Origin of the sequence: Salegentibacter chungangensis, from assembly GCF_042678405.1 — a bacterium.
Lineage (GTDB): Bacteria > Bacteroidota > Bacteroidia > Flavobacteriales > Flavobacteriaceae > Salegentibacter_A > Salegentibacter_A chungangensis.
This window is the reverse complement of the sequence record NZ_JBHTLI010000001.1, coordinates 1,649,901-1,662,233: the sequence shown is the minus strand read 5'-3', so window position 1 is coordinate 1,662,233 and position 12,333 is coordinate 1,649,901. Positions and strand designations below refer to the sequence as shown.

Genomic DNA, 12,333 nt, shown 5'->3' with positions numbered 1-12,333 from the left:
CTGATTTGGTCCAGGAAGCCCCGGCCCACGTCTTTACGGCCTGTTTAAAGCCAGGTAAGATCGTGTTCAACCGGCGCCTTTTAAACTGATGATATGAAAAAACTTTTATTGCTCCTTATTACGATCTTCCTGCTCTCTGCATGTGCTGACCGGGAAAAACAGGAAAAGAACGGGAAACGGGAGCCGGCCCAGACCGCTGATAAGACCTGGTGGAAAGAAGGCATTCTATACCAGATCTACCCGCAAAGCTTTAAGGATTCGGACGGAGACGGGTTTGGAGATTTTAAGGGAGTGATCCAGAAACTGGATTATATAGACAGCCTGGGGATCACGATGGTATGGATGAATCCCTTTTTCGATTCTCCGCTTGTAGACAATGGCTATGATGTTTCAGATTATCGGGCAATCCATCCCCGTTACGGCAGTATGGAAGATTTTCAGAAGATGCTGGATGGCTTCCACGAAAGGGATATAAAATTCGTGCTGGATGTGGTGGTAAACCATAGCAGCGACCAGCATAAATGGTTCCGGGAGTCGCGTAGTTCCAGGGACAATCCCTACCGCGACTATTACCACTGGTGGCCTGCCGAAAAGGGGGAGCCGCCATACAGGTACAGCCTTTTTGATCCTGAAGGGGCCTGGGAATATGATGAAAAAACCAACGCCTATTACCTGCACACCTTTGCCGAGGAACAACCCGACCTGAACTGGGAAAACCCGAAGGTAAGACAGGAGGTATATGATATTATGAAGTTCTGGGCAGAAAAGGGAGTTGACGGCTTCAGGATGGATGCCTTTCAGTTTGCCAGTAAGGATACCACCTGGCCCGAATTTCCGAAGGGACACGAAAAGGATTTTATCAAGTGGTACGGAATGCGCCCGCAACTGCACGAATATTTAAAAGAAATGAACCGGGAGGTCATTGAAAAATACGATGTTTTTGCCGTGGCAGAGGGTGCCGGAAGTACTTTTAAGGACGCCCATAACCTGGTTGATGCAAACCGCAAGGAACTGCAAATGGCCTATCATTTTGAAAGCGTGGATATGTCCAGGACTCCTGAAGGCTATGAACTCTCGGAATTCAAAGAAGTGTTCAGCCGCTGGGACAGTGCTTTTGCCGAGAAAGGCTGGATAGCCATTTTCCTTTCCAACCACGACAATGCCCGCCTGGTGAACAGGTTCGGGAACCCGGACCCGGAATTCAGAAGGGTCTCAACACAAATGCTCAACAGCTTCATATTAAGTATGCGTGGTACGCCGTACACCTATTATGGAGACGAGATAGGAATGACCAATATCGATATGCCGGATATTGAGGAGTATGTGGATGTAGACGCCATCGGAAAATATAGATCGGCAGTAAAATCAGGAGAGGACCTGGATGAATTTATGCGCGTTCTCAATTACAGCTCCAGGGAAAACGCCCGTACCCCAATGCAATGGAATGACAGCCCCAACGCAGGCTTCACTAAGGGAACGCCCTGGAAAAAAGTAAATGAAAATTACCGGGAGATCAATGTCGCGGCTCAAGATGAAGACCCGAACAGCGTCCTTAATCACTTCAGGAAAATGACGCGGGTAAGAAAGGAAAACCCGGCCCTGGTGTATGGAGCATACCAACTGATCCAGAAGGAACATGCCGAGATCTATGCATTTACCAGGACCTATAAAGGGAAGAAATTGTTGGTGTTATTGAATTTCACCGACCACGAGTCAGGCATCGAGCTTGAGAATTTGAAATTTACTGGCAAGCAGCTGATCAATAACTACAGTACGTTCGACAAGCCGGAAGATGGCATTCGGCTAAAACCTTACCAGGCTGTAATAATAGAAACCGAATAAGGAAATTCCCCTGTAAAAATGGCGTGAATCCATTCCCGAATCTTCGGGACTGGATCCCTGTTCTGCGAACTTCTGTTATGCGAGAGCGTTAACCACAGTTGAAAAGTCACTTTTTAGGAAATTAATTCAACAGCTCATCTAACATAAGCCTGGTCTTATCGAAAGAAGGGCGTGGTGCTTCAGGATCCACGATCTTCCCTTCAGGGTTTATAAGGATAAAGCGCGGAATGGAATTCACCCCGAAGGCATCCATAAAAGCGCTGTCAAAAGACTTATCCGCAAAAAGCTGGATCCCGCCAAGTTGCTTATCGGCTATCATTTGCTTCCAGGTGTCCTTAACGTCTTCCTTATCTACCGAAATGCTGACAAATACGATATTCTTATCGTGATAACGCTTCTCCAGCTCCCTGAGATACGGGATCTGCTTTATACAAGGCGCACACCAGGTGGCCCAAACATCAATGTAAACATATTTCCCTTTCAGATCTTCAAGGCTCACGCTGCCTCCCTTAAAGCTTTCATAATCGAATTCCGGGGATACATCCCCCTTGGCAAGTCCGCTGGCATTTAACACTTCCTGATATCTTTTTTCGGCTGCTTCAATAAAAGGCCGGTGAGTGGTGACCCTTTTAATAAGGTCCAGGTAATCTTTTGCCCGTTTCTCCTTGCTGGAGATCTTTGAATAAAAACCGTTTATCAAACTTATGGCCACCTCCTGAGATTTCACCTTATGCAAAACCTTCAACATAGCATCTACGTCGGGGGCCGCCTCAATACGCTTGCTCCAAACCGAATTCACCAGGTAACGGTAATAGGGCTGCTTCCTGTAATCGTCCTTATTATCTAGATCTACTGCTTTTACAGGCCCGTAAAAACCTGCTGAAGGAGTTACCTCTCCCCCTATATAAAACCTATAACTGGACTTATAATTTTGGATGCTAAGCAGCCTCTCGTATTCCAGGGATTTTAATTCTTCAGCCTTAAAGAAATTCTCGACCTTATAAGTGGATAACAGGTCTGACTGTAAGTTCTTGACCTTTGCTATATTCTCATAATAGGCAGACTCATCGACCTTATAGAAGGCTTCCAGGTCCTTAGTGAGTTCGGCAGCCGTATCTTCTTTTTCAACAAGATAATTATTCCTGATAGAGCCCTGCCCGCTAAAAACCAGGCTGCTTTTAAAGTGGTTGGCATCAAACTTTACACTGAGATCATCCTTGGGATAGAGATAAATGAATGTTGAATTGCGCCCATATTTAAGGAAGTAATAGCCATCCTCTATCCTGACAGACATACTAAAACTGCCGTCAGCATTCAGCTCTGTCGAGACCAGTTCCTGATTATTCAAATGAGTGATCGCTATGGTCTTAACAGAGTGGTTAAGGACTTTTCCGGAGAGTTCTATTTTCCCTGACCTGGCAAAAACTGAAAAACTCAAAAGCAGGCTAAAAAACAAAGTGATTATTTTAGACATAAGGCTGAATTTAGAAAGTAAGAAAGTATTTAAAATTAATAACGGTTAGACTTGCAATATAACAACTTAAGATCACATTTTAAAGCCTGCCTAAAGATCCTGAAACAAACACGGCGGACAAGCTTTCCGGAGGAAACATTTCCCCATATCAATGAACCGGGTCTTACTATGAATCAGGGATCGCAGCCGGGAATCAGCGTATACTATTCTTCAGAGTTTTATCAAAAAGAAGGTTTTTCACTATAAAAAATAGGTGTATTTAACATTTTTTTATAGATTTATCCCAATCAGTAAAAAATCTATAATCTTTTCTTTCCCGGCTATTATTCTTCCCTACAACTGCCGTAAGAGAAAGCAACCTAACATTATAAAAATTTAAACCTCAATGAGAACCTGTTCCCTGATTGCCCTGTTCCTATTCCTAAACTTTAATCCAAACTGTTTTTCCCAATCTATACCCGATACCTTATTTATGAATAATGAAAAGGTGATCTGTGATGTAAAGGAGATCACGGCCGATGCGGTAAAATTCTCTTACCCCGGGGAAGACCTGCTCAACACCGTTTATAAGAACAGGGTAAAAGAGATCATTTTTGATAACGGGAGGGTCCAGACCTTTTCAGCAGGAACCTCTTTAAAAAAGGTAAATAATGTAGACGAGTTTGAAAAGGTGACCGTTACGGCCGTTGAAGGTGAAATAAAAGGACTTTACAAACTGGGAGTTGTCAGCTCCAAAGCCAAGGGAACCACTACCCTCTCTAACCAGGAAAGGGTAAAAGAAAGAGCCTACCGTAAGCTTAAGACCGAAGCCGCGATGATGGGGGCCAATATAATTTACATCACCAACCAGAGAACCGAAGGGAACAAAGCCGGGTATTTTCAAAGTTCTTCAGCCGAGGCCAGTCTCTCGGGCGTGGCATACACCAACAACCTGCCAGATTACGAAGAATTTAAATCTATCCTGGATTCCGGAAAAGAATTCACTACCAGTATCCGTCACAAGATGTGGTCCAGCGCCAGCGAGGTAAAAACAACTAAAAGCGCAAAGGATTTTAAAATCCTTGAGGTGATCAACGATAATGGCATCATTACACTTAAGGCAGAACTGGAAGGTGAAAGCAGGCAAAATAGCTTCAGGCTGGCACATCTTGATAAGGACGGTTTCAGCTTCTATTATGAAGATAAAAGTACTTCGTATAATTATGAGGTCAAGTTTTAAAGAATTATGGCGTGCCTGTATCAGCATTAAAATTAATCAAAAACCGGGTCTATGGTGTTAGCGGTATCCCTGCTACACAGTTTATATTAACCGAGATCGTTAGATATGAATAACAGCCTATTTATTTCAGCTTTAAATGATCCCGGTAAGACCTATCCTAATACAAATCAAAAAACCAAATTTCACTAAACTTATAAAGATGGATTTGAATAAAAAGCTCTTATTAACACTAATCTTCAGCCTTTCGCTAGTAGTTCTTAGTTGCAGTAAACAGGAAAATGACGACGGGCAGCAAGTTATAGAAAAAGAGAAGGAAGTAATTGAAACCGCTAAATTTTCCACCTCAACAGCAAGTGAGATAAAGGCGAATTCCGTTATTATTGAAAGTGAAATTTCAGAAAACGGAGGTGCCGAAGTTACTGAAAGGGGTGTTTGTTGGAGTACAGAAACAAGCCCCACAATTTCTAATGATAAAACTGAAGATGGTACCGGAACAGGCAGTTTTACAAGTAAATTGGAAAACCTCAATTCAAACACCACTTACTACGCACGTGCCTATGCGAAAAATAGTGCCGGGGTGAGCTATGGCAATGAAATTCAATTTAAAACTCTGGAAGAAACCAGTTCAAGCTATGGGATCATTTTAAGAACAACCGATGGCGGAGAGACCTGGAGCAGCATTCGGGTTAACAATATACTCAATTTACACTCTGTTTACTTTTTAAACGAGACTACCGGCTATGCAGTAGGTGACCTTGGAAAAATAATAAAAACGACCGACGGAGGAGAGAGCTGGTCACTGCAGAATACCGGGAGCTACATTCTTTTTGATGTCTTTTTTGCAAATGAGAATACGGGCTACGCCGTAGGAAATCACCACACTATATTAAAAACAGAAGATGGTGGAGCAACCTGGGTACGCCAGGAGTCGGGAACTTACAAAGCCCTGAACTCCGTATATTTTACAGATGAAAATACAGGTGTCATTGTTGGTGAAAGCGGGGTTATTCTAACAACTCAAAATGGAGGTAAGGAATGGAATTTACAGAAGGATCCGTATAAAAAGAACTTATATTCTGTTAAATTCACCTCTAGAACCAAAGGATATGCAGCCTGTCTCGACAAGATTTACCTCACTAGCGACGGAGGTGCTACGTGGGAGTCTATTTTCTATCACCCTTCTATTTTTTATGATCTATTCGCATTTTCCGACGGTCCCATATATGCTGTACAAGCAGAAGCGGTTGGAGGACCAGGGTCTATTTATAAGACTGCAAATTCCGGTTCAGAGTGGGAAGAAATAGCTCCAAATCTTAGCTATAGATTAAAAACGGTCTTCTTCATTAATGAAAATACAGGTTATGTTGCAGGATTTGACGGAGATATCTTTAAAACCACAGATGGAGGCAACAACTGGACTAAACAAGAATCAGGTACCCAATATGCTATTGAATCTATACGCTTTATAAATGAAAGCACCGGAATCGCCGTGGGACATATGAAGTAATTACAAATTAAAGTCAGATGCGGACATCAGAATCGACCCTAATTCCCCCATACAACTATGAGGTTAAATGAAGAGTTAGCTAAAAGTACAGAACAAGAATACGCATCGGGTTTTAGTAAGCAGAAAAGAAATCTATAACATTTTGAAACAGTAAATAAATTATTTCCGGGAATTACAATTAAAAAATCCTTTGATACTAAAAGATATAAGTAAAATTTGAACAACTATTTTGAAGAATTGGAGTAAAAAATATCTCCCCCTACTTCGTGACTTATATTAGCCGGGACCGTTACACAACCTTTAATCACTAATCTATTATGAAAAAAGCACTACTCCTTTTAATCTTACTTATCCCTTTTTTATCCTGCAGTCCTGAGGAGGAAACTACCGGGGGAAATAACCAGCCTAAAAACGGGTTCAACTTTGAAGGGGAATTTTACCCCACCGATTTCGCTTACTTCCGGGATGATAATACCGTAGATGATGAGCCCCAGGAAATTGCCATAGTATTAGGGAATATAGACTTTTTGAAGGACAGCCAGGATTCCGGCGTAAATTTCATCTACCTGGAGGTATTCCAGGCCACCCTGGAAACAGGAACTCTTTCTTCTTTAAACGAATATGGGATCTATTACAATACCGCTTTCAGGGATAGTAAGATAGATGAAGAAACCGGAGAAATGGTGCTGAATGATGACCTGAACGGAGGAAAGGCCAGATCTATCGCTGTGAACATTATAGAGTTCACAGCCTCCAGACTCCATATGGAATTTTCATTTACCCGCGAGGACGGAAAAACGGTAACCGGAACTTATAACGGCACCTACACAGATATGAGTAACTATTAACCACAAGCTTTAAAACCAACATTATGATCAGAAGTTTAAGCTTCCTGTTTTTGATCTTAGCATCAATCCCGGGAATTGCCCAACAGCCTGAATCGGATTATTTAGTAACCAAAGAGAACGACACCATCTTTTGTAAGGTCGTAGGCTTAAAAGGAAAGAAGGTCGAGTTCATTGAAAACGGACAGAGGAAGAGCAAGAAAAAGAATATTTTCAAGTTTTCTGATGTGCACATCTCCGACCTTTCGGTAATCAAAAATCCGCTGGACCTGGAAATAGAGCAACCCGAAAAAGGATATGCCCACGTTTATCTTTACAGGCCCTATGTATATACCGGTTCTGCCTTAGCCTGCAGGGTGGAGTATAACGGGAAAAGGTTTATAAATATTAAGACCAACACCTATTACCTGCATAAGGTAAAAGCCGGGGAAGTTCATAACTACAACTGGAAAGGCTCTAAGAATGATAAACTGGAAATACATGCGGAAGACGGAGAGATCTATTTCATAAGGGGTTCTTTTGCCGCAAGTTTTGAGAACTGGAATACAACTTCAGCAATGCCAACAGTTAGCAACGGAATGAGCATTTTTCTTGACAATCCGAACACGGCAAGATACGCGCTCCTTACTATGAAGAAAGAAAGCCCGAAGTATTAAAAACTAAAATCTGTTTAAATGGATAAAGTCTGGATAATAGCCACAGTTATTTTTTTAGTTATGCTTTTTCTTTTTTGGAAGCTCACCAGCGGTCATTTCAAAGAAGAACTTGGTGAGAAGTCCTGGAATCACTGGAGAACCAGGCTTTATTACTGGCAGGGTACCATATACGCCAGTACCGGGATCACCTTTATGATCCTGTTCCTGCTGAGATGGGCAAATATCCTGAGTTTTTGAGAGCAGAATTTTTAACGGCAAAAGAGCCCCTTTTGCCATTAGTTATATTAGCCAAAACCGTTAGCATTAAATATCCCAATAAAGTTTTCGCTTTCAACAAATTAAATATAAATTTGATAACACTTTACTAACCAATAAAATTCATAATTTATGAAATTAAGACTACTTCTTTTAGCTATAACGCTTTGCCTATTTTCAAGTTGCTCATCAACTAAAACAATAAAATTTACGAATAAAGAACCGGATGTCTACACCACTAATAATTTGAAGGAATTTTTAGATAGGAATAAAAGACCTAAAGTTGTTTTAAGAGTACCTGATGCATCTATAAATACAACCGCACAAGAAAATGTTGATTATTTGTATAATTCAATTGAAAATCAATTACTGTCAAGTGGATTTGTTGTAAGAGACAGACAACTGTTTAATCAGATTATTGGAAATGATAATAACAATATTGATTATGAAAAAATAAAAGAAAAGTCTGATACAGATTTAATTATAGAACTTACCAAGTTAGACCCAAGTATTGTATATAAAACAAATACATACTATGATAAGAAGGATAGAGAAAAAACTGAAACTGAAGGCACTTATGAAAGATATGGAGCTTCTGTAGAGTTTAAAGTAGTCTCTATAGCCAACAATGAATATGCAGGCATGTATAAATTTAATTATACACCTTGCACTGATGGGTGTGTTATATCAAAATCATTTAAGGATATAAGAAAAGAACTAAAAAAACTAAGAAAGAAAGAAGAAGAGCCATACGAAGGAGTAGAAAAGGATGTTTTGGAAGAGTTTATTAAAGATGCTACAAGAAAATTAGTAGCAGAAATGAGGTCATAATCATTCTCAAAAACCATCTAAAAAGTCATTCGGAAGAATGGCTTTTTAGATTAAAGCATTCCAAAGGCTATGGAAAACAATAACGGCTAACTTAAATAGCAGTAAGTTTCTCCCAGAAAGAAAAAAATAAATAACTTAATTCAATAAGTCTTTACTACTAAATGACCTTCCAGCCTTTATTAGCTATAACCGTTATTATAGGTTAAAATGAAAAAAGAAAACCTGATCTTAGAGCCAAGCTTTAACCTGCAGCAGCAGATCATCATCCTGGGAATTTCCCTTATTCCCCTGATGTTTATCATCGCACTTATCGAGGCGAAACTGAACTGGAAGGGTTACCTGACCTTTACCTTCGTGCTCCTGCTCTTTTCTTATTTATTTGCTCTGGCCTTTTCCAAAAAAGGGATGATCAAAAAAGGCAATAAATTATATAAGGCAAAATTCTTCCGGGGCCATACTCTTTTCAGGCAGAAGGTAGACCTGAGCGACCGGCCGGTGGTTTCCATTTTAAAGTTTAAAAAGAGCCAGAAACTGGCATTCTTTTCGGCTGCAAGACCGGACCTGAGCGAATCTTTCAATTCCTTTGAGATCTTCGTCTTAAATGAGAACCATTTCAAAAGAGATTCGGTGATGTACTTTGAAGAGGAAGACAGTGCCAAAAAAGCCGTGGAATTCCTGACCACCGATTTCCCGCTGAGACACGAGGTCTTCAGTCCGAATCTTGCCCGGTAAGGATGAAAACCAAAAAGTTCAGATAGATCAGCAAACGACCTTTCAAAGAAAATAATTAACTTTAAACACAAGCTCCTTTCCTGCCTGATAACTAAAAAGATCACAAGGACTTATAATTAAACTGAGCACTCTAAACCGTATTATGAAGAAAGTGCTATTCCAAGGTCAATTTATATCCTCTTAGTCCCATAATTTATTTTGAACGCAACCAAACCGCAAATTCTGCATCTCAGTATAAAGGATCCTTTATGAGAAAAGCAGTACTATTTCTTTTCAGTCTTGGAATTTTAACTTCCTGCAGCGGCGATGCAGAAAGTCCCGAAGTTAATGAATCCAACTACCTGATCTTTGGACATTTCTATGGCCAGTGTGAGGGAGAGACCTGCGTGGAAACCTTTAAACTGACCGATGAAAAATTATATGAGGATATCATTGACGATCATTCCGGTCAAAACCTTGAGTTCGTGGAATTGGAGAACAGCAGCTTCGAGGAGGTGAAAAACCTGGCAGACTTCTTCCCCGTACAGCTTCTGAACGAGAACGAGCCTGTTATAGGCTGCCCGGACTGTGCAGACGGTGGCGGGTTATTTATTCAGTATTCCATAGACGGAAACCTGAAAAGCTGGAGGATCGACCAGGACAAAGAGAATGTTCCCGGCTACCTGCACGAGTTTATGGATAAGGTGAATGAAAAGATAACCCTGATCAATAATTAATTTCAACAGAAATCCCGGAGCACGGCTCAAGGCCGGAACCTTTCTTCGGAAACTTATGTTTTACGCTGCCGTTATATAAAATAAAGTTATACTCCTATGAAATATATAAGCTGCTACGGGTTCTTACTGGCCTGCCTTTCAGTACTTGTTTTCAACTCCTGTTCTTATACAGATGATGATGTTGCAACTGATGCTATGGCCTATGCCGAGTATATTATCGATAACCAATCGGGTGCCACACTCATTTATTTTGGAGCTTCGGAAATAGAAATTATGCCATCGGAATCAAAAACCATCAACAGCGAAGTTCTTTTGGGGATAAGCACACCCGCTTCCCCTTCGATCGGTTTGGAATCGCTTATCTTATTTCGGGATGATAACGGCAGCCTGGTGACGGCCTTCGAAATGGATCCCGTAACCGATGACCCGTGGACAGAAGAAAATATTTCGGATAACGAATCGAAGTTCACCCTGAGCATCACAGCCGAGATGATCGAATAAAAAGCGGGTTCCGGGAAAAGCTGAAATTGTTGTATTGCTGAGTTTTATCTTCATCTAAGCTTGCCCTATAATTGGCAAAACGAAGTTTGTACAGTGAAATTTGGGTAACCGGTAAAACGGCCATTAACAACATTTATTCACAACTGTGGCGAGCCCATAAGGTGGAATAGAGAACCCAGTAAAAATCGAGCCGCTTTGCCTGCATAGCTTTATAACATATTCGGTTCTTTAACATTTCTTTAGGTAAGTCATAGGTTTTTTGTAATTTATCGGTTATGGATGTAAAAACAGGCAGCCTTTTCATTGCTCTTTTAATTATTCTTTCCAGCTGTTCTATGGGGAACAAAAACTCCGGGGATAAGGATACAGCAGATCAAAAAGACCGGGCTAATGCACCTTATAAAACCTTTAGAGACCTGGAAGCCATTAAAGAAGATGGAGTTCTGCACGCGATAACCATCTATAATTCCACAAGCTATTTTTTGTATAGAGGAATGCCGATGGGCTTTGAATATGAACTCTTATCCCGCCTGGCAAAGGACTTAGACTTAGAGCTGAAGATTACAGTCGCGGCTGATATCGACGACCTGTTTGATATGCTGAACAATGGTAAAGGTGATTTAATTGCCTATGGCTTAACCATCACAGAGTCCAGAAAAGATTTAGTTAGTTTTACAAAAAGTCACTATGTAACCCACCAGGCCTTGGTTCAGCGAATGCCCGCGAACTGGCGATCACTACCCGGCTATAAGATCGACAAGCAGTTAATTTCAAATACTCTGGAGCTAATAAACGATACTGTTTGGGTCAGAGAGAACTCTTCCTATACCCAAAGGCTTAAAAACCTGCAGGAGGAGATTGGTGCTGAAATTCCCATAGAACATATTGAAGGGAATATTACCACAGACGAAATAATCAGGATGGTTGTGGATGGTGAAATTGACAGGACGATTGCTGATTATAATATTGCTGCCGTCAACAAAACCTTCTACCCCATACTGGATATCGATACCAGAATTTCGTTTTCACAACGCATAGCCTGGGCTGTCAGGCAGAATTCTCCTGAATTGCTTAAGGCCATAAACAATTGGATAAGCAGGGAGAAAAAATCTGACGATTACTATGTGATCTACAATAAGTACTTCAAAAACAAGAAGTCTTACAGGCGCAGGATCCAGAGTGACTTTTACAGTAAAAACAGCAATAAGATCAGTAAATACGATGATATCATTAAAAAATATGCATCTGAAATAGGATGGGACTGGCGTTTTCTCTGTTCTCAGGTGTACCAGGAATCAAGGTTTGACCCTAAATCGAAATCCTGGGCGGGTGCAAGAGGACTTATACAATTGATGCCGGCCACGGCAAAGGAAGTTGGTGTGAGCAACAGCTTCAACCCGGAACAAAATATACGCGGTGGGGTAAAGTATTTAGACAGAATAAGGGACAGGTTTAAAACTGTGGAAGATTCAATCCAAAGAGTAAAGTTCACTTTAGCGGCCTTCAACTGTGGTCCGGGTCATGTATTTGATGCTATGCGCCTGGCAGAAAAAAATGGCAAAGACCCGAATATCTGGGATGGGAATGTGGAAGAATATTTACTGAAATTGACGGAAAAGGAATACTACCTGGATGAAGTGGTTAGACACGGATTTGTGAGGGCAACTGAACCTTACAACTATGTAAGGGATATATTTCTACGCTACGAGCACTATAAGAAGTTTATTGAACCCACACCCGCAATTTAAACGGATT

The 12,333-nt window shown here is 41.0% G+C and carries 12 protein-coding genes; 11 read left to right on the top strand and 1 reads right to left on the bottom strand.

Annotated elements, in window-relative coordinates; all coding sequences use genetic code 11:
* Nucleotides 1-93: 93 nt before the first annotated feature.
* Complete coding sequence (locus ACFQ3Q_RS07580; RefSeq protein WP_380744476.1) at nucleotides 94-1,842, top strand: glycoside hydrolase family 13 protein; 1,749 nt, start codon at nucleotides 94-96, stop codon at nucleotides 1,840-1,842.
* A 121-nt stretch (nucleotides 1,843-1,963) separates the two neighbouring features.
* Here ACFQ3Q_RS07580 and ACFQ3Q_RS07575 read toward each other — a convergent pair whose 3' ends face one another.
* Nucleotides 1,964-3,316 (bottom strand): TlpA family protein disulfide reductase, encoded by a 1,353-nt coding sequence (locus ACFQ3Q_RS07575; RefSeq protein ID WP_380744474.1) that lies wholly within the window; start codon nucleotides 3,314-3,316, stop codon nucleotides 1,964-1,966.
* Nucleotides 3,317-3,788: 472 nt separating this feature from the next.
* Here ACFQ3Q_RS07575 and ACFQ3Q_RS07570 point away from each other — a divergent pair, with 472 nt between their 5' ends.
* From ACFQ3Q_RS07570 to ACFQ3Q_RS07525, 10 genes are all read left to right on the top strand, one after another.
* A complete protein-coding gene (locus ACFQ3Q_RS07570; RefSeq protein WP_380744472.1) occupies nucleotides 3,789-4,535 on the top strand; it encodes a hypothetical protein in 747 nt (248 codons plus the stop codon).
* 199 nt (nucleotides 4,536-4,734) lie between these two features.
* Nucleotides 4,735-6,042, top strand: coding sequence for a YCF48-related protein (locus ACFQ3Q_RS07565; protein ID WP_380744471.1), 1,308 nt, complete (start codon nucleotides 4,735-4,737; stop codon nucleotides 6,040-6,042).
* Between the two features lie 317 nt (nucleotides 6,043-6,359).
* The gene (locus ACFQ3Q_RS07560) at nucleotides 6,360-6,890 is read left to right on the top strand and encodes a hypothetical protein (protein ID WP_380744470.1); all 531 of its coding nucleotides are present in this window, start codon (nucleotides 6,360-6,362) and stop codon (nucleotides 6,888-6,890) included.
* 23 nt (nucleotides 6,891-6,913) lie between these two features.
* Entirely contained in the window at nucleotides 6,914-7,543 is a 630-nt protein-coding gene (locus tag ACFQ3Q_RS07555) for a DUF2846 domain-containing protein (protein WP_380744468.1), read from the top strand.
* 60 nt (nucleotides 7,544-7,603) lie between these two features.
* Nucleotides 7,604-7,780, top strand: a complete 177-nt coding sequence (locus ACFQ3Q_RS07550; RefSeq protein ID WP_380744467.1) for a hypothetical protein — start codon at nucleotides 7,604-7,606, stop codon at nucleotides 7,778-7,780.
* 150 nt (nucleotides 7,781-7,930) lie between these two features.
* Nucleotides 7,931-8,629, top strand: coding sequence for a hypothetical protein (locus ACFQ3Q_RS07545; protein ID WP_380744464.1), 699 nt, complete (start codon nucleotides 7,931-7,933; stop codon nucleotides 8,627-8,629).
* 207 nt (nucleotides 8,630-8,836) lie between these two features.
* Nucleotides 8,837-9,361 (top strand): hypothetical protein, encoded by a 525-nt coding sequence (locus ACFQ3Q_RS07540; protein WP_380744462.1) that lies wholly within the window; start codon nucleotides 8,837-8,839, stop codon nucleotides 9,359-9,361.
* Nucleotides 9,362-9,609: 248 nt separating this feature from the next.
* A complete protein-coding gene (locus ACFQ3Q_RS07535) occupies nucleotides 9,610-10,077 on the top strand; it encodes a hypothetical protein (RefSeq protein WP_380744460.1) in 468 nt (155 codons plus the stop codon).
* A 96-nt stretch (nucleotides 10,078-10,173) separates the two neighbouring features.
* Nucleotides 10,174-10,578 carry a hypothetical protein gene (locus ACFQ3Q_RS07530; RefSeq protein WP_380744458.1) on the top strand — a complete coding sequence of 135 codons (405 nt, stop codon included), beginning with the start codon at nucleotides 10,174-10,176 and terminating at the stop codon, nucleotides 10,576-10,578.
* Nucleotides 10,579-10,853: 275 nt separating this feature from the next.
* Nucleotides 10,854-12,326 carry an MltF family protein gene (locus tag ACFQ3Q_RS07525; RefSeq protein WP_380744456.1) on the top strand — a complete coding sequence of 491 codons (1,473 nt, stop codon included), beginning with the start codon at nucleotides 10,854-10,856 and terminating at the stop codon, nucleotides 12,324-12,326.
* Nucleotides 12,327-12,333 lie beyond the last annotated feature (7 nt).